Source organism: Streptococcus mitis (assembly GCF_965111735.1).
Taxonomy (GTDB): Bacteria; Bacillota; Bacilli; order Lactobacillales; family Streptococcaceae; genus Streptococcus; species Streptococcus mitis_DR.
The window spans coordinates 1,174,895-1,192,520 of the sequence record NZ_OZ217346.1 but is presented as its reverse complement, the minus strand read 5'-3'; the positions used below and the strand labels follow the sequence as shown (position 1 = coordinate 1,192,520).

At 36.6% G+C, this 17,626-nt stretch carries 18 protein-coding genes; 16 read left to right on the top strand and 2 right to left on the bottom strand.

Going from position 1 to position 17,626, the window contains the following annotated elements:
• Positions 1–7 precede the first annotated feature (7 nt).
• From ACLV7W_RS05780 to ACLV7W_RS05705, 16 genes are all read left to right on the top strand, one after another.
• The gene (locus tag ACLV7W_RS05780; RefSeq protein WP_153210194.1) at positions 8–1,891 is read left to right on the top strand and encodes a recombinase family protein; all 1,884 of its coding nucleotides are present in this window, start codon (positions 8–10) and stop codon (positions 1,889–1,891) included.
• Positions 1,892–2,104: 213 nt separating this feature from the next.
• A complete protein-coding gene (locus ACLV7W_RS05775; protein WP_153210193.1) occupies positions 2,105–2,740 on the top strand; it encodes a TetR/AcrR family transcriptional regulator in 636 nt (211 codons plus the stop codon).
• 171 nt (positions 2,741–2,911) lie between these two features.
• Positions 2,912–3,652, top strand: a complete 741-nt coding sequence (locus ACLV7W_RS05770; RefSeq protein ID WP_153214789.1) for an ABC transporter permease — start codon at positions 2,912–2,914, stop codon at positions 3,650–3,652.
• A gap of 137 nt (positions 3,653–3,789) precedes the next feature.
• Entirely contained in the window at positions 3,790–4,509 is a 720-nt protein-coding gene (locus ACLV7W_RS05765) for an ABC transporter ATP-binding protein (RefSeq protein ID WP_411865614.1), read from the top strand.
• Between the two features lie 21 nt (positions 4,510–4,530).
• On the top strand, positions 4,531–6,213 hold the full coding sequence (locus tag ACLV7W_RS05760; RefSeq protein ID WP_411865613.1) for an ABC transporter ATP-binding protein: 1,683 nt from the start codon (positions 4,531–4,533) through the stop codon (positions 6,211–6,213).
• 106 nt (positions 6,214–6,319) lie between these two features.
• Positions 6,320–6,991 carry a GTP pyrophosphokinase gene (locus ACLV7W_RS05755; protein ID WP_000171682.1) on the top strand — a complete coding sequence of 224 codons (672 nt, stop codon included), beginning with the start codon at positions 6,320–6,322 and terminating at the stop codon, positions 6,989–6,991.
• On the top strand, positions 6,975–7,793 hold the full coding sequence (locus ACLV7W_RS05750; protein ID WP_049544217.1) for an NAD kinase: 819 nt from the start codon (positions 6,975–6,977) through the stop codon (positions 7,791–7,793). The genes ACLV7W_RS05755 and ACLV7W_RS05750 overlap by 17 nt, the downstream gene beginning before the upstream one ends.
• Entirely contained in the window at positions 7,790–8,686 is an 897-nt protein-coding gene (locus tag ACLV7W_RS05745; RefSeq protein ID WP_084930135.1) for an RluA family pseudouridine synthase, read from the top strand. The genes ACLV7W_RS05750 and ACLV7W_RS05745 overlap by 4 nt, the downstream gene beginning before the upstream one ends.
• 43 nt (positions 8,687–8,729) lie before the next feature.
• Positions 8,730–9,704, top strand: coding sequence for a phosphate acetyltransferase (pta, locus tag ACLV7W_RS05740; protein WP_000451580.1), 975 nt, complete (start codon positions 8,730–8,732; stop codon positions 9,702–9,704).
• Between the two features lie 82 nt (positions 9,705–9,786).
• Entirely contained in the window at positions 9,787–10,962 is a 1,176-nt protein-coding gene (gene mutY, locus ACLV7W_RS05735; protein WP_411865612.1) for an A/G-specific adenine glycosylase, read from the top strand.
• A gap of 55 nt (positions 10,963–11,017) precedes the next feature.
• The gene (yycF, locus tag ACLV7W_RS05730; protein ID WP_000722072.1) at positions 11,018–11,725 is read left to right on the top strand and encodes a response regulator YycF; all 708 of its coding nucleotides are present in this window, start codon (positions 11,018–11,020) and stop codon (positions 11,723–11,725) included.
• Complete coding sequence (vicK, locus tag ACLV7W_RS05725; RefSeq protein WP_411865611.1) at positions 11,718–13,076, top strand: cell wall metabolism sensor histidine kinase VicK; 1,359 nt, start codon at positions 11,718–11,720, stop codon at positions 13,074–13,076. The genes yycF and vicK overlap by 8 nt, the downstream gene beginning before the upstream one ends.
• Complete coding sequence (locus tag ACLV7W_RS05720; protein ID WP_004254224.1) at positions 13,069–13,878, top strand: MBL fold metallo-hydrolase; 810 nt, start codon at positions 13,069–13,071, stop codon at positions 13,876–13,878. The genes vicK and ACLV7W_RS05720 overlap by 8 nt, the downstream gene beginning before the upstream one ends.
• A 90-nt stretch (positions 13,879–13,968) precedes the next feature.
• Complete coding sequence (relB, locus tag ACLV7W_RS05715) at positions 13,969–14,211, top strand: type II toxin-antitoxin system RelB family antitoxin (RefSeq protein ID WP_000208079.1); 243 nt, start codon at positions 13,969–13,971, stop codon at positions 14,209–14,211.
• Position 14,212: 1 nt separating this feature from the next.
• Positions 14,213–14,467: a type II toxin-antitoxin system RelE family toxin gene (locus ACLV7W_RS05710; RefSeq protein WP_004254226.1), complete on the top strand. Its 255-nt coding sequence runs from the start codon at positions 14,213–14,215 to the stop codon at positions 14,465–14,467.
• A gap of 45 nt (positions 14,468–14,512) precedes the next feature.
• A complete protein-coding gene (locus tag ACLV7W_RS05705; protein WP_049544233.1) occupies positions 14,513–15,286 on the top strand; it encodes a potassium channel family protein in 774 nt (257 codons plus the stop codon).
• A 37-nt stretch (positions 15,287–15,323) separates the two neighbouring features.
• Here ACLV7W_RS05705 and ACLV7W_RS05700 read toward each other — a convergent pair whose 3' ends face one another.
• Together ACLV7W_RS05700 and ACLV7W_RS05695 are read right to left on the bottom strand one after the other, a co-directional pair.
• Positions 15,324–15,671 (bottom strand): thioredoxin, encoded by a 348-nt coding sequence (locus tag ACLV7W_RS05700; protein WP_411865610.1) that lies wholly within the window; start codon positions 15,669–15,671, stop codon positions 15,324–15,326.
• A gap of 111 nt (positions 15,672–15,782) precedes the next feature.
• A complete protein-coding gene (locus ACLV7W_RS05695) occupies positions 15,783–17,501 on the bottom strand; it encodes a phospho-sugar mutase (RefSeq protein ID WP_227325820.1) in 1,719 nt (572 codons plus the stop codon).
• Positions 17,502–17,626: the final 125 nt, after the last annotated feature.

The window sequence follows — 17,626 nt, the reverse complement described above, 5'->3', positions numbered from 1 at the left end:
TTAAGTCATGTCAAATAACGTTGAAATTATAAAAGCAAATCCTTTAGTAACTAGAAGAAATGATAATAGTGGTTCTTTATCAAGGAGAGTAGCAGCATATTGTCGTGTTAGTTCCGATAGTGATGATCAAAAAAATAGCTATGATTCTCAAGTTCGTCATTATAGAGAGTATATATCACAGCACCAAGATTGGATTTTGGTTGACATTTATGCGGATGAAGGGATTTCAGGAACTCAAGTAGGAAAAAGACAAGATTTTCAAAGATTGATTTCAGATTGCCTTGATGGAAAAATAGACTATATCATTACCAAAGCCATTGCTCGCTTTGCTAGAAATACATTAGATACTCTCAAATATGTTCGTTTGCTCAAAGATAAACAAATTGGTGTATTTTTCGAAGAAGAAAATATTGATACTTTAACTATGGATGGTGAGTTACTATTGACGATATTGAGTTCGGTGGCTCAACAGGAAGTTGAAAATACATCTGCCCATGTTAAAAAAGGTTTAAAAATGAAGATGCAACGTGGAGAGCTTATTGGTTTTCAAGGTTGTCTTGGTTATGACTATAATCAAGATACAAAGTCGATATCAATAAATGAAAAAGAAGCCAAGATAGTACGTTATATTTTTGAACGATACATTGATGGTATTGGGGGTAGGGCAATAGCTAGAGAACTTGATGAACTAGGTTATAAAACTCCGAGAGGTCTTGATCACTGGCAAGATACAACAGTTTTAGGAATTATTAAAAACGAGAAGTATAAAGGTGATATTCTAATGGGGAAAACTTTCACTGTTGACCCTATTAGTAAGAGACGTTTAATAAATTTCGGTGAAGAAGATAAATACTACATTAAAAATAATCATGATGCAATAATTAGTCCAGAAATTTTTACACAGGCGCAAGAAATTAGATTACGGAGATCAGGAAACAAAAAAACCATAGCAAATACAAAAGGTAAACGAGAAAGATATTCAAGAATGTACCTTTTTAGCAGTAGATTGGAATGTGGTTTTTGTGGTACTGTTCTGTCTAGAAGAAGTTGGCACTCTAGTTCAGAGTACAAAAAGATTATTTGGCACTGTACAACATCTATAAAGAGAGGTAAAAAGTATTGCACTCATAGTAAAGGAATAGAGGAAAAAGCAATAGAAAATGCTTTTTTACAGAGCTACCAACAGTTGTTTTATGAAAATCATAACCTAACTGAAGACTTTCTTGAAATTATAAAAGAAGAGCTTACTGATGATACCTTAAAAGTGGAATTGAATAAGATAATTAGTAAATTAAATTCGTTGTACAAAAAAGAAGAAAAATTAGTTTCAATGAATCTTGATGGAAAAATAAGTGATTCTGTATATGAAGATAAATTCAATCAAATACAAATTGAGAAAGAAAAACTTTTAGAAGAAAAAGTAAACTTAGAAGTAACTTTAAAATCAGAAGTTGATATAAAAAGTAGATTAGAGAATTTTAAAGAAATTTTAACTTCACAAAAGACTTTGACGGAGTTTGACAAGGACATTTTTGAAAGTATCGTTGAAAAAATAATAGTAGGCGGAATAAATTCTGATGGAGAAATTGATCCAGCAATGTTGACTATAATTTTTAAAACGGGAGATTCTTCAACTAAAGATGCAAAATCTTACAAATCTAAAAGAAAGAATGCTAAAATAGAAAATGATAAATTGTGTTTTAATGCCGTAACCGATGACGAAAAAAAGTGTACAAATAAAGAAAACATCGCACGTGGAGTGTGTAGTATTGCTACAACGAAAAAAAGGGTGAAAATCCTTGATTTTAAGCTATTTTACAAGCATTTTGTCTTTGTAGATAAAAACAATTTTGACGTCAAAAAAGTCCTAAAAAGGCACATAGATGTATAGATATTTGTAGATGTCGTTTGCGCATCGGAAAAATGAATACAACAATAAATATTTATCTAAAGAGAGAACAATTGTATATTGTTCTCCTTTTTTTATTTTCAGGAGGGAAAATGAATGGCGTAAAATTATAGTAAATAACAAGAAACTTGACATTATGAGTTGAGTACATTATAATAGAAATACATACCGATAGTATGATAGAAGAGGAATATAATGGCAAGGAATAGAAACCCACATGAAACTAGGAGAAAAATACTAGAAGTTTCGAAAGATTTATTTTTAGAAAAAGGATTTGATAATACCTCAATACAAGATATAATCGATGGGTTAGGTGGATTGACGAAAGGTGTTATTTATCATCATTTCGAGTCTAAAGATGAAATATTGCAATCAATCATTAGTGAAAATAATCAAGAAATTCTAAATTATAATTGGAGAGGAGATACTGCATTAGAAAAAATACAAAATTCTTTGATGGATGCGTTCTCTAATTTAGAACAACAAAGATTAGTATACTCTGTCTCAATTATGCTAAGAAGTCCACGTTTGTTAGGAGAGCAGTATTTAAGTTTATTTTCTGATTTTTTACCAGGGATTAGAGAAAAAGTTTTCGAAGGTGTTAAAGATAAATCAATTAAAACAGAATATCCTGAAGAGCTAGCTGATTTGATTGTTTTAACTTTGAATATTTGGATTGGGTTCCAAATTTCAATTTATTCAGTAGAAGAATTAAAGAGTAAAATGAAGTTCATTAAACTAACTTTTGAAGGTTTGGGAGTGCAGTTGATTACTGATGAAATGATGGAGGTGATTTTCCAATTATTTGATCATTTAAAAGGTGTTAAATAAATTTTAAGTATTGATATTTTAAAAAATACCATACTATAGATATGGTATTAAAAATTTCATTATACATACCTTTAGTATGTTTATTTTTTAAATTTTAACATACCAGAAGTATGTAAGGTGCTTTTTGAATAGTGTAATTAATATTAAGAAAATTTTTTGGAGGAAAAATCTATGTTGTCGCTTATTAAAATTGAATTAAATAAAGTTTCAAAATCTAAATTATTTTGTGCTTGGTTAGGTACTATATTTATAGTACTAGGTATTACAGGAATCATAATCATGGGGTTAGGTACTGATAATAAACTGGGAGATTTTGTTGGACAGAATGCCAATAATATTAGAATTACTGATAAATGGGGAAGTTGGGCAATTGCAACATCATTGTTTGCATCTTTATTTACCAAAGCAGCATTTTTGATTTTTGAATCTTATTTATTGTCTACGATTATTATTGATGAATTTAAACGAAGAACAATTTTTCAGTTGTTTTCCTACCCTGTTTCTAAAATAAAATTATTATGGGGGAAAGTTCTTGCAGTAATTCTGATATCATTTATTGTTCATTTTACTGCACATTTAGTTATTCAATTATTAATTAAATTAGTAGCAGTTTTAACCGAATCAAATTATATCCCAATAGCTAATCAAATGATTAACTTAGCTGGAATTACGGTTGGAACAGTATTAATAGGTATACTACCTTTTGTTTTAGGTATTATTAGGCATTCAATAGCTATAACAATGCTTTCAGGACTTGGTTTAGCAGCATTACTTTCGAATGTAAGTCCAGGTAGTTTAACTAATAATTTTGTTGATAACTTATTCTTCTTAATATTTGCTAGTTTCATAAGTTTAATGATTGTTTCATTTTCAATTTATACTATTTCAAGAAAAGATATTAATATCAAGTAGTATAGCTAAATTTAATAGAAGGAAAGTGCTAATTTTGTGATGATTTATTTAAACGAAGAGACTGTATAAGTTGGAATTTATGCTTCTGAAGAAAAAGCTCTCACATTAAAATCCGACATTGAAGGCGAGGTATAGAGATGGGAAATATTGTTGAAATAAAAGAACTTTTTAAAACTATTGCTAAGGAAGAAATTTTAAGTGGTATTAACTTACAAATTTCTGAAGGAGAAATCTATGGATTTTTAGGACCAAATGGCGCAGGGAAAACAACTTTAATGAAATGCATGTTATCCTTATCAACTGTTACATCTGGTAGTATTGAAATCTTTGGAAAAAATTTACAAGATCACAGAGAGGAGATTCTAAGTCAGGTTGGAAGTGTTATTGAAACACCAATTTTTTATGATAATTGCACTGCAAAAGAAATTTTAGAAATTCACGCTCAGTATATGGGGAAAAATATTATTGAATCAGATATAATAAGAGTCTTAAGAATGGTCGGATTAAAGAATACAACTAAAAAAGTAAAAGATTTTTCGTTAGGAATGAGGCAAAGGCTTGGTTTAGCTCGTGCCTTTCTAACAAAACCTAAATTGTTAATTTTAGATGAGCCAATCAATGGTTTAGATCCAATAGGAATTCAAGAAATTCGAAATCTTTTGTTGTCGCTTTCTAAGGAGCATGGAATTACAATACTAATATCGAGTCATATATTATCGGAAATTTCACAGATAGCAGATAAGATTGGTGTTATCAAAAATGGAGAAATTATAGAACAGGTCTCTATGAAAGAGATTAGGAGAGAGAATATTGACTTAGAAGAATATTTTATGTCACATTTTCTAAATGAAATTTAAGAATTACGAGGTAGATTAGGAATGAAACAATTGACAAAGTACCATAAGAAGTCTTTTTATACTTTCATGATTTTTAATATACTAGTTCCTTTAACTAATATTGCTTTTGCTTATTCTATTAAAATTATAATTGATAGTGGAATGTCCCAAAATAGGGAAGCTCTAACCCAAGCGATACTAATAGGTGCTATCGTAATATTTATCTATGCCAGTCTTAATTTTATATCCCTTCGATTAAGAAATAAACTTGTTAGGCAGATTATGTCAAGATACAAAAATAAGGTGTTTAAATCTATTTTAGATAGGGATTATAGAGAATTTTCTAAGGAAAAATCAGGGAAATTTATTTCAATATTAACTGAGAACATGAAGAAAATTGAGCAGGATTATTTGCACCAATATTTTAATATTTCAAAAAATGTTTCCTTAATGATTTTCTCACTAGTAGCCATGTTTATAGGTAATTGGTTTTTGACCTTATTAGTTATCATTGCTAGCATTATTCCTATGATGATTTCAGGATTTATTGGACAAAAATCAGCCTCTCTACAAAATAGCTCTATGATAGCCGATCAGAAATATTTAGCTAAGGTTAAAGATATTTTAGCAGGGTTTCTAGTTATAAAGAGTTTTAATGTGAAAGAGGCTATCCGTCAAGATTACAAAAACGAAAGCGAAAAATTGGATGAGATATATTTCATCAAAGGGAAATTTGATGTTTTATCTAATGTTATTTCTCAACTTTCAGGGATGATTGTTTTTTTAGTAGCCTTTGGTGGAGGAATGTATCTGGTCTTCGGTGGGCATACCACAATTGGGAGTGTTACAGCTATTGTTCAACTAGTCAATTTTGTAGTAATGCCACTAAATGAAATTGGTATGGGAATGAGTAAATTCCGCGAAGGTCAGGCTACACTGAATTCATTTGAGGTAAAAGATGTAATCGAACTTCAAATTGGTAAAACGAAAGAATATTTTGATGATGTCATTTCTTTTTCAAATGTAGATTTTTCCTACCCTAATGCTGAGGAAAAGATTTTTAATAATTTATCTTTGCAGATCAAAAAGGGGGAAAAAATTGCAATAGTAGGTATGTCAGGCAGTGGAAAATCAACTTTACTCAATCTATTACTGCGTTTTTACGATGTAACAAGTGGGTATATCTCAATTGATAATATAGATTTACAAGCTATTTCAGCAGAGAGCCTTTATAACTTAATGACTATTGTTCAACAAGACGTTTATATCTTTGATGATACTTTAAGAGCAAATATTACTCTTAATCAATTCTTCACTGATGAGGAAATAAAGCAAGCTGTACAGCAGTCAGGTCTAGAAAGTTATGTTTTAGAAAATGAATCTGGTCTACAAGCTTTATGTGGAGAGAATGGATCAAATTTATCTGGCGGACAAAAACAAAGAGTTAGTATTGCGCGTGCCTTGATTCGAAAAACACCAATCTTATTATTAGATGAGGCTACCTCGTCTTTAGATAATAAAGTTACTACTGAAATTGAAAATTCAATTTTAGAAATTCAAGATTTGACGGTTCTTGTTGTTACGCATAAGTTGAATGAGAACATTTTGAAAAAATACGATAGAATTCTCTTTATGAAAGATGGCGTTATTGTTGAAGATGGTTCTTTCAGTGATTTGATGGTTAGGAGAGGTGAGTTTTATAAGTTGTTTGAGTTGAGTGTGTAATTCTCTTTCGTTTTATGGTATAATAAGCATTGTATTTATTGTATATGAATCTGGAGAAAAAATCAAAGATATTTTTGAAGGATAATATGAGAACAAGGGAGAATATATGACCTTAGAATGGGAAGAATTTCTAGATCCTTACATTCAAGCTGTTGGTGAGTTAAAGATTAAACTACGTGGTATTCGTAAGCAATATCGCAAGCAAAATAAGCATTCTCCGATTGAGTTTGTGACTGGTCGAGTCAAGCCAATTGAAAGTATCAAGGAAAAAATGGCTCGACGTGGTATTACTTATGCGACCTTAGAGCACGATTTGCAAGATATTGCTGGTTTACGTGTGATGGTTCAGTTTGTAGATGACGTTAAGGAAGTAGTGGAGATTTTGCGCAAACGTCAGGATATGCGGATCATACAGGAGCGAGATTACATTACTCATCGAAAAGCATCAGGCTACCGTTCCTATCACGTGGTAGTAGAATATACGGTTGATACCATTAATGGAGCCAAGACCATTTTGGCGGAAATTCAAATTCGTACCTTAGCCATGAATTTTTGGGCAACGATAGAACATTCTCTCAACTACAAGTATCAAGGGGATTTCCCAGAGGAGATTAAGAAGCGGCTGGAAATCACGGCCAAGATTGCCCATCAGTTGGATGAAGAAATGGGTAAAATTCGTGATGATATCCAAGAAGCCCAGGCTCTTTTTGATCCTTTGAGTAGAAAATTAAATGACGGTGTAGGAAACAGTGACGATACAGATGAAGAATACAGGTAAACGAATTGACCTGATAGCCAATAGAAAACCGCAGAGTCAAAGGGTTTTGTATGAATTGCGAGATCGTTTGAAGAGAAATCAGTTTATACTCAATGATACCAATCCGGATATCGTTATTTCCATTGGTGGGGATGGCATGCTCTTGTCGGCCTTTCATAAGTACGAAAACCAGCTTGACAAGGTCCGCTTCATTGGTGTTCACACTGGACATTTGGGCTTCTATACGGACTACCGTGATTTTGAGTTGGACAAGCTAGTGACTAATTTGCAGCTAGATACCGGAGCAAGAGTCTCTTACCCTGTTCTGAATGTGAAGGTCTTTCTTGAAAATGGTGAAGTGAAGATTTTTAGAGCACTAAATGAAGCCAGTATCCGCAGGTCTGATCGAACCATGGTGGCGGATATTGTAATCAATGGTGTTCCCTTTGAACGTTTTCGTGGAGATGGGCTAACAGTTTCGACCCCGACTGGTAGTACAGCCTATAACAAGTCTCTCGGTGGAGCTGTTTTGCATCCTACCATTGAAGCTCTTCAGTTGACGGAAATTGCCAGCCTTAATAATCGTGTTTATCGAACGCTGGGTTCGTCCATTATTGTTCCTAAGAAGGATAAGATTGAACTCATTCCAACGAGAAACGATTACCATACCATTTCGGTTGACAATAGTGTGTATTCCTTCCGCAATATTGAGCGAATTGAGTATCAAATCGACCATCATAAGATTCACTTTGTCGCCTCACCGAGCCATACCAGTTTCTGGAATCGTGTTAAGGATGCTTTTATCGGCGAGGTGGATGAATGAGGTTTGAATTTATCGCAGATGAGCATGTCAAGGTTAAGACCTTCTTAAAAAAGCACGAGGTTTCTAAGGGGCTGCTAGCTAAGATTAAGTTTCGAGGCGGAGCTATTCTGGTCAATGATCAACCACAAAATGCGACGTATCTATTGGATATTGGAGACCGAGTTACCATTGATATTCCCGCTGAGGAAGGTTTTGAAACTCTCGAAGCTATCGAGAGACCATTAGATATTCTCTATGAGGATGACCATTTTCTGGTCTTAAATAAACCCTATGGAGTGGCTTCTATTCCTAGTGTTAATCACTCCAATACCATCGCTAATTTTATCAAGGGTTACTACGTCAAGCAAAATTACGAAAATCAGCAGGTTCACATTGTGACCAGACTTGATAGAGATACTTCTGGCTTGATGCTCTTTGCTAAGCACGGCTATGCCCACGCACGATTAGACAAGCAGTTGCAGAAGAAGTCCATTGAAAAACGCTACTTTGCTTTGGTTAAAGGTGATGGACACTTGGAGTCAGAGGGGGAAATTATTGCTCCGATTGCGCGTGATGAAGATTCCATTATTACCAGACGTGTAGCTAAAGGTGGAAAGTATGCTCATACTTCTTACAAGATTGTAGCATCTTATGGGAATATTCATTTGGTAGACATTCGCCTGCACACTGGTCGAACCCACCAAATCCGAGTCCATTTTTCTCATATTGGTTTTCCTTTGTTGGGAGATGACTTGTACGGTGGTAGTCTAGACGATGGAATTCAGCGCCAAGCCCTGCATTGCCATTACCTATCCTTTTATCATCCATTTTTAGAGCAAGACTTGCAGTTAGAAAGCCCCTTGCCGGATGATTTTAGCAACCTTATTACTCAGTTATCAACTAATACTCTATAAAAAATGTTTCAGAGTATAATTATTATCTTAAAGGAGAAAACTCATGGAAGTTTTTGAAAGTCTCAAAGCCAACTTGGTTGGTAAAAATGCTCGTATCGTTCTCCCTGAAGGGGAAGAACCTCGTATTCTTCAAGCGACTAAACGCCTGGTAAAAGAAACAGAAGTGATTCCTGTTTTGCTTGGAAATCCTGAAAAAATTAAAATTTATCTTGAAATTGAAGGTATCATGGATGGTTATGAAGTCATTGACCCTCAACATTATCCTCAATTTGAAGAAATGGTTGCTGCCTTGGTAGAGCGTCGTAAGGGCAAAATGTCTGAAGAAGATGCACGCAAGGTTTTGGTTGAAGATGTCAACTATTTTGGTGTTATGTTGGTTTACTTGGGCTTGGTTGATGGAATGGTATCAGGAGCGATTCACTCAACAGCTTCAACAGTTCGTCCAGCTCTTCAAATCATCAAAACTCGTCCAAATGTAACTCGTACTTCAGGTGCCTTCCTCATGGTTCGTGGTACGGAACGTTACCTATTTGGTGACTGTGCTATCAATATCAATCCAGATGCAGAAGCATTGGCTGAAATTGCCATCAACTCAGCAATCACAGCTAAGATGTTTGGAATCGAGCCTAAAATTGCTATGCTAAGCTATTCTACTAAGGGTTCAGGTTTTGGTGAAAGTGTTGATAAGGTTGTTGAAGCAACTAAAATTGCTCACGACTTGCGTCCTGACCTTGAAATCGATGGTGAGTTGCAATTTGATGCGGCCTTTGTTCCTGAAACTGCAGCTTTGAAAGCTCCTGGAAGTACAGTAGCTGGTCAAGCAAATGTCTTTATCTTCCCAGGTATCGAGGCAGGAAATATCGGCTACAAGATGGCAGAACGTCTTGGTGGTTTTGCGGCTGTTGGACCTGTTTTGCAAGGTTTGAACAAGCCAGTTAACGATCTTTCTCGTGGATGTAATGCTGATGATGTTTACAAGTTGACCCTTATCACAGCAGCTCAAGCAGTTCATCAATAAGATTTAGTCCTCTTTCCCTTGGGAAGAGGCTTTTTAATACTAGGAAAAGGACAGTTAGGGTCTTCTGTGATATACTAGAGATATGTTAGATTTGAAAGAATACGGTATCGTCATGTGGCCGGAGGAGAAGATTGTTTCTTTCCGTGAGAAACTTCTCGCCTGGTATGATGAAAATAAAAGAGATTTACCATGGCGTAGGAGTAAGAATCCTTATCATATCTGGGTCTCTGAAATTATGCTCCAGCAGACTAGGGTGGATACAGTTATCCCTTATTACGAACGATTCTTGGACTGGTTTCCAACAGTGGAAAGTTTGGCAACTGCCCCTGAAGAACGTTTGTTGAAGGCTTGGGAAGGTTTGGGTTATTATTCTCGAGTTCGTAATATGCAGGCTGCAGCTCAGCAGATTATGACTGACTTTGGTGGTCAATTTCCAAACACCTATGAAGGAATTTCCAGCTTGAAAGGGATTGGTCCTTACACTGCAGGTGCCATTTCTAGTATTGCTTTTAACTTGCCTGAGCCGGCTGTAGATGGTAATGTCATGCGTGTTTTGGCGCGTCTATTTGAAGTTAATCACGATATTGGGATTCCAAGTAATCGTAAAATTTTTCAGGCAATGATGGAAATCTTGATTGACCCAGAACGTCCGGGTGACTTTAATCAAGCCTTGATGGACCTAGGCTCAGATATTGAGGCGCCAGTAAATCCCAGACCAGAAGAAAGCCCAGTTAAGGACTTTAGTGCGGCATATCAGAATGGCACAATGGACCGTTATCCAATCAAGGCTCCCAAGAAAAAGCCTGTCTCAATTTATCTTAAAGCCTTGGTGGTCAAAAATACTCAGGGACAATTTTTACTTGAAAAAAATGAAAGTGAAAAGCTATTGGCAGGTTTTTGGCATTTCCCACTGGTAGAAGTAGATGACTTTTTGCAAGAGGAGCAGTTTGACCTCTTCCATCAGGTTGCAGAAGAAAGCGTGAACTTTGGTCCCAGTCCAGAAGAGAGTTTCCAGCAGGACTATGACCTAGATGTTGATTGGCTTGATATTTATTTTGAGACTGTCAAGCATATCTTTAGTCATCGTAAGTGGCATGTTCAAATTGTAGCAGGTCAGGTGAGTGACTACAATGACTTTCCAGATAGGGAAGTTCGCTGGCTTTCACCAGAAGAGTTTAAGAATTACCCACTTGCCAAACCCCAACAAAAAATCTGGCAGGCTTATGCAAAAGCCAACTTAGACAGTAGTAAAGACTAGCTATTGTGTCTTCTTGTTATTTTTTTGGTATAATAGTAGAGAAAAAGGTGAACAAATGAAAAAAATATTAATTGTAGATGATGAAAAACCAATCTCGGATATTATCAAGTTTAATATGACCAAGGAAGGTTACGAGGTTGTAACTGCTTTTAATGGTCGTGAAGCACTAGAACAATTTGAAGCAGAGCAACCAGATATTATTATTCTGGATTTGATGCTTCCCGAAATTGATGGTTTAGAAGTTGCAAAGACTATTCGTAAGACGAGTAGTGTTCCTATTATCATGCTGTCAGCTAAAGACAGCGAATTTGATAAGGTTATTGGTTTGGAGCTTGGAGCGGATGACTATGTGACAAAACCCTTCTCAAATCGTGAGTTGCAGGCGCGTGTTAAAGCTCTTCTTCGTCGTACGGACTTGGTTTCTGTAGATAATCAAGAGTCAGATGAAAAGAAAACCCAACCCTTGCAAATTGGGGACTTAGAGATTGTTCCAGATGCCTACGTGGCTAAAAAATATGGTGAAGAACTAGACTTAACCCACCGTGAATTTGAACTTTTGTACCACTTGGCTTCTCATATTGGTCAAGTGATTACCCGTGAACACTTGCTTGAAACGGTCTGGGGGTATGATTATTTCGGAGATGTTCGGACTGTTGACGTAACTATCAGACGTTTGCGTGAGAAGATTGAAGATACACCTAGTCGTCCAGAGTATATCCTAACACGTCGTGGTGTTGGTTATTATATGAGAAATAATGATTGAATTGATTAGAAAAAATATTCTTACTAGTGATTTTATCTTCATTTTAATTTTATTGGGTTTTATCTTGATTGTTACCTTGCTTTTGCTAGAAAATCGGCGAGATAATATTCGGTTGAAGCAAATTAATCAAAAAGTTAAAGACCTGATTGCAGGAGATTATTCTCAGGTATTGGATATGCAGGGAAGCTCTGAAATCACTAATATTACCAATAATCTCAATGATTTATCAGAAGTAATCCGCTTGACTCAAGAAAATCTGGAACAAGAGAGTAAACGATTGCACAGTATCCTCTCTTATATGACAGATGGAGTCCTCGCGACCAATCGTCGTGGTAAGATTACTATGATTAATGACATGGCTAAGAAACAGCTAGGTGTTCAGAAAGAAGATGTTCTCAATAAAAGTATTCTAGAATTGCTTAAGATTGAAGATGAGTATGAACTTCGTGATTTGATTACGCAGATTCCTGAACTCATGATTGATTCTCAGGATGACAATGGTGAATATCTGAGCCTTCGTGTACGCTTTGCCTTGGTCCGTCGAGAATCTGGCTTTATCTCAGGTCTGGTTGCCGTTCTGCATGATACAACGGAGCAAGAGAAGGAAGAGCGCGAACGGAGACTCTTTGTTTCTAACGTTAGTCATGAGTTACGGACTCCACTGACTAGTGTAAAATCCTATCTTGAAGCTTTGGATGAGGGAGCCTTGTCAGAACCTGTTGCACCAGACTTTATTAAGGTATCTCTAGACGAAACCAATCGTATGATGCGCATGGTAACTGACCTCCTCCATCTCTCTCGAATTGACAATGCGACCAGTCATCTGGATGTGGAACTGATTAACTTCACTGCCTTTATTACTTTTATCCTCAACCGTTTTGATCAGATAAGAGGGCAGGATGAAGAGAAGAAATACGAACTGGTGAGAGATTACCCAATTACCTCTGTCTGGATTGAAATTGATACAGACAAGATGACACAGGTCATTGATAATATTCTTAACAATGCCATCAAGTATTCACCAGATGGTGGGAAAATCACAGTGACCATGAAGACGACTGATGATCAGATGATTTTATCCATCTCAGACCAAGGTTTGGGTATTCCTAAGCAGGATTTACCACGCATCTTTGACCGTTTTTACCGTGTGGATCGTGCTAGAAGTCGTGCCCAGGGTGGGACAGGTCTGGGACTGTCTATTGCTAAGGAAATTATCAAACAGCATAATGGCTTTATTTGGGCCAAGAGTGAATACGGTAAGGGATCAACTTTCACAATTGTGCTCCCTTATGATAAGGATGCAGTGAAGGAAGAAGTATGGGAGGACGAAATAGAAGACCAGAATGAGTGAAACAGGCTTTAAATACAGTATTTTAGCGTCGGGTTCCAGTGGAAATTCCTTTTATCTGGAAACCCCAAAAAAGAAACTTTTAGTGGATGCAGGCTTGTCGGGCAAGAAAATTACCAGCTTACTTGCTGAAATAAATCGCAAACCAGAGGACTTGGATGCCATCTTGATTACGCATGAGCATTCTGACCATATTCATGGAGTGGGTGTTTTGGCTCGCAAGTATGGTATGGATTTGTACGCCAATGAAAAGACCTGGCAGGCTATGGAAAATAGCAAGTATCTTGGCAAGGTGGATGCCTCGCAAAAGCATATTTTTGAAATGGGCAAAACCAAAACATTTGGAGATATTGATATTGAGAGTTTTGGTGTTAGCCATGATGCGGTCGCACCGCAGTTCTATCGCTTTATGAAGGATGACAAGAGTTTTGTCCTTTTGACAGATACAGGTTATGTTAGTGACCGTATGGCAGGAATTGTCGAGAATGCAGATGGCTATCTTATCGAGTCCAACCATGATGTAGAGATTTTGCGAGCAGGTTCTTACGCTTGGCGACTCAAACAACGAATCCTATCGGATCTGGGTCACCTTTCTAACGAGGACGGTGCTGAAGCTATGATTCGGACGCTAGGAAATCGCACTAAGAAAATCTATCTTGGTCACTTGTCTAAGGAAAACAATATCAAGGAACTGGCTCACATGACCATGGTCAATCAGCTGGCGCAAGCTGATTTGGGAGTTGGAATAGACTTTAAAGTATATGATACTTCACCAGATACAGCAACACCATTGACAGATATATAGAGAGAACGCTAAGAAGGTGTTCTTTTTATATTGACTGAACACCTAAAAAGTAATACAATGGTGTTACTATTAAAAAAGGGAGTGCAAAAGATGACTACTATTACATTAAAAGTTTCTGAAGCTGATAAAACATTTATGAAAGCAATGGCTAAGTTTGAAGGAGTTTCCCTGTCGGAACTTATCCGCACCAAAACTCTTGAAGCTCTAGAAGATGAATACGATGCTCGTGTGGCAGATTTAGCCTATCAAGAGTATTTAGAAGACTTGGAAAAAGGAGTTGAACCCATTACTTGGGAAGAAATGATGCATGATTTAGGCTTGGAGGATGAATAATTTGTATAAATTAGTTCCAACAAGACGTTTCATCAAGCAATTGAAAAAATTGGATCGTTATACGCAGAAGATAATTACAAACTATTTACAAACCAATGTTTTGGAAGACCCGAGACGACACGGAAAGGCTTTGGTTGGTAATCGCGTTGGTCAATGGCGCTATAGAATTGGTAATTATCGAGTTATCGTACAAATTGTAGATGATGAAGTAGTCATTGCTACTTTAGAAGTTGGTCATCGGAGAGATATTTATTGAATTAAAGTTGAGTAATAACAGTATAGAAAGTGAGGAGAGTAAAATTTGAAGAAAAAATGGTTTTTTGCAGATTATTATGATACAACAATTATTTTACTTGCTTTAATCTCTGTTATTCTGGTATTACTTGGATTTGCTGAGATGATTGATTTAGACAGTCCTCCATACAGTATTATTGACTTACAACTTTGGTTTGTGTTTGTGGTAGATTATGGTTGGCGGTTCTTTTCAAGTAAAGCAAAATGGAGGTTTATAATTGAAAATATCTTTGATCTGCTAGCTATCCTGCCTTTAAATGCTATTTTTACAGTATTTCGATTAGGGCGTATCTTCCGCTTAGCAAGGTTGACAAAATTACTGAAACTGACTCGTTTACTTAGAATAATTGGACTTACAGGTAAATTAGAAAGAAAAATTAGTAGATTCTTACGGACAAATGGCCTGATTTATATCTTGTATGTTAATATCTTTATTGTGCTAGTAGGAAGTTCAATTTTATCTGTAGTTGAAGAGAAATCCTTCTCAGATAGTCTTTGGTGGGCTCTTGTGACAGTAACTACTGTTGGTTATGGTGATATTGTTCCAATTTCACTTTTTGGGAAATGGATAGCTGTTTTATTAATGTTGGTAGGGATTGGTACAATAGGAATGTTAACAAGTGCCTTGACGAACTTTTTTGTAAAAGATAATCCAGATGAACAGATAAAACTTGATAAACTTAAAGACGAATTATCGAGCCAAAGAATATTACTAGAGAAACAATCCGAGAAGATAGAAGAACTGCATAGAATGATACAAGATTTGATTGAAAAAAGGTAACTTTGACCATTTAAAAACCACTCGATGAGTGGCTTTTTTACAATCCTGCAAATTCTTTGATTTCTTGTGCTGACATTGAAGAGTCGCAACGGACATTGATTTGTCCATCAGCAATGTGAACGAAGCCTGGTACAGTTGGGATTCCGTAGCGTGAGCGGAATGCTTGCAACTCATTGAGTTGGCTTGCTTCTTCACTGTTGATGAAGTAGATGTGAGCTTTAGTTTCAGCTACGACACCTGCCAAAGTACCTGCAAATTTACGGCAGTAAGGGCAAGTTTTGCGACCGATAAAGAAGGTTGCAGTTTCTTTTTTATCAAGAGCTTCTTGCGTACGCGCAACTGTAGTGACTTCAAGGTCTTTGATATTATCTAAAAATTGTTCCATGAGATTACCTCGCTTTCGTTGATATGTCTAGTATGCCATAAAGTTTCTAAAATTGCTTAGATTTGATACGAAAAAAAGATGAGATTGGTTAGTCTCATCTTTTATAGGTCTTTATTTTACAAAAGCATTGATTTCTGCTTCAATGTTAGCAATCTTAGCTTGTGATTCTTCGTTGCTTTCCCCTACAACTGCAATGTAGAATTTGATTTTTGGTTCTGTACCTGAAGGGCGAACAGCAATCCATGAACCGTCAGCAAGTGTGTATTTCAACACATCACTTGGAGGGGTTGTCAAGTTTGTAACAGTACCGTCAGCAGCAGTAGCTGTTTGAGCTTTGAAGTCTTCTACGACAGTGATAGCTGTTGCGTTCCATTCTTTTGGAGCATTGTTACGGAATTTAGCCATAATCGCTTTGATTTGTTCAGCACCATCGACACCTGAAAGGGTAACAGAGATAGTTTTTTCTGCGTAGTAGCCGTACTCTTTGTAGATTTCTTCGATACCGTCTGCAAGTGTCAAACCACGTGAACGATAGTAGGCAGCAAGTTCAGCAACGACAAGAACGGCTTGGATAGCGTCTTTATCACGTACGAATGGTTTAATCAAGTAACCGAAGCTTTCTTCAAATCCCATCATGTAAGTGTGATTGTGTTTTTCTTCGAATTCTTGGATTTTTTCAGCGATAAATTTGAAACCTGTCAAAACGTTGAACATGGTTGCGCCGTAGCTTTCAGCAATCTTCGTTACCAAGTCAGTTGAAACGATAGATTTGCAGAGAGCGGCATTTTCAGGAAGAGTTCCAGCGTTTTTGTGGGCTTCCAAGATGTATTTAGCCATGATGGCACCGATTTGGTTACCTGAAAGGTTGAGGTAGCTACCATCTTTTTGAAGAACTTCAACACCAACACGGTCAGCATCAGGGTCAGTTGCGACAAGAACATCTGCACCAACTTGACGACCAAGTTCTTCAGCAAGGGCAAAGGCTGCTTGGCTTTCTGGGTTTGGAGATTTAACAGTTGAGAAGTCTGGGTCAGGAGTTGCTTGTGCTTCAACAACTTGAACAGAGTCAAATCCTGCTTGGGCAAGAGCACGACGAGCCAACATTTCACCAGTACCATGAAGTGGTGTGTAGACAATTTTCATGTCTTTACCGAATTCTTCAATCAAGGCTGGGTTGATGTTCACATCTTTGACTTCTTTGAGGTATTCTACATCGACAGCTTCGCCGATAACTTCAATCAAGCCAGAAGCTTTTTCAGCTTCGACATCAGCAACTTCAACTGCAAATGGGTTTTCGATTGCACGGATATATGTAGTCAAAGCGTCTGCATCGTGTGGAGGCATTTGTCCACCGTCTTCACCGTAAACTTTGTAACCGTTAAATGGTGCAGGATTGTGGCTAGCTGTGACCATGATACCTGCGAAACAGTTGAGGTGACGAACTGCAAATGATAGTTCTGGAGTTGGACGGAGGCTTTCAAATACGTAAGATTTGATGCCGTGTTTAGCAAGAACTGCCGCAGACTCAAAGGCAAACTCAGGTGAGAAGTGACGGCTATCGTAGGCGATTGCGACACCACGTTCTTTTTCGTTTCCACCTTTAGACTCAATCAAACGAGCCAATCCTTCAGTAGCTTGACGAACAACGTAGATGTTGATGCGGTTTGTACCAGCGCCAATCAAGCCACGCATACCTGCAGTACCAAATTCAAGATTTGTATAGAAGGCATCTTCCTTCGTTTTTTCATCCATATTTTCCAAATCTTGACGAAGGTAGTCAGGAAGCTCCGCAAAATCAACCCATTTCTGGTAATTTTCTTGGTAAGACATTAAAATTCTCCTTTTTATAAATTGTTTTAACCGTTCACATTATAGCACTTTTTAGCGTTTTAGTAAAACGGTAGCATAATTTTCATAAAAGTGGTGTCATATGTCGGTTTATCAAGTCTTGAATG

Excerpts from the sequence above, each read along its gene's own strand:
- mutY (WP_411865612.1), top strand. The coding sequence starts at position 9,787 with ATGTTAGATTTGAAAGAATACGGTATCGTCATGTGGCCGGAGGAGAAG.
- ACLV7W_RS05700 (WP_411865610.1), bottom strand. The coding sequence starts at position 15,671 with ATGGAACAATTTTTAGATAATATCAAAGACCTTGAAGTCACTACAGTT.
- vicK (WP_411865611.1), top strand. The coding sequence starts at position 11,718 with ATGATTGAATTGATTAGAAAAAATATTCTTACTAGTGATTTTATCTTC.
- relB (WP_000208079.1), top strand. The coding sequence starts at position 13,969 with ATGACTACTATTACATTAAAAGTTTCTGAAGCTGATAAAACATTTATG.
- ACLV7W_RS05745 (WP_084930135.1), top strand. The coding sequence starts at position 7,790 with ATGAGGTTTGAATTTATCGCAGATGAGCATGTCAAGGTTAAGACCTTC.
- ACLV7W_RS05775 (WP_153210193.1), top strand. The coding sequence starts at position 2,105 with ATGGCAAGGAATAGAAACCCACATGAAACTAGGAGAAAAATACTAGAA.
- ACLV7W_RS05760 (WP_411865613.1), top strand. The coding sequence starts at position 4,531 with ATGAAACAATTGACAAAGTACCATAAGAAGTCTTTTTATACTTTCATG.
- ACLV7W_RS05780 (WP_153210194.1), top strand. The coding sequence starts at position 8 with ATGTCAAATAACGTTGAAATTATAAAAGCAAATCCTTTAGTAACTAGA.
- yycF (WP_000722072.1), top strand. The coding sequence starts at position 11,018 with ATGAAAAAAATATTAATTGTAGATGATGAAAAACCAATCTCGGATATT.
- ACLV7W_RS05755 (WP_000171682.1), top strand. The coding sequence starts at position 6,320 with ATGACCTTAGAATGGGAAGAATTTCTAGATCCTTACATTCAAGCTGTT.
- ACLV7W_RS05765 (WP_411865614.1), top strand. The coding sequence starts at position 3,790 with ATGGGAAATATTGTTGAAATAAAAGAACTTTTTAAAACTATTGCTAAG.
- ACLV7W_RS05720 (WP_004254224.1), top strand. The coding sequence starts at position 13,069 with ATGAGTGAAACAGGCTTTAAATACAGTATTTTAGCGTCGGGTTCCAGT.
- ACLV7W_RS05750 (WP_049544217.1), top strand. The coding sequence starts at position 6,975 with ATGAAGAATACAGGTAAACGAATTGACCTGATAGCCAATAGAAAACCG.
- pta (WP_000451580.1), top strand. The coding sequence starts at position 8,730 with ATGGAAGTTTTTGAAAGTCTCAAAGCCAACTTGGTTGGTAAAAATGCT.
- ACLV7W_RS05770 (WP_153214789.1), top strand. The coding sequence starts at position 2,912 with ATGTTGTCGCTTATTAAAATTGAATTAAATAAAGTTTCAAAATCTAAA.
- ACLV7W_RS05695 (WP_227325820.1), bottom strand. The coding sequence starts at position 17,501 with ATGTCTTACCAAGAAAATTACCAGAAATGGGTTGATTTTGCGGAGCTT.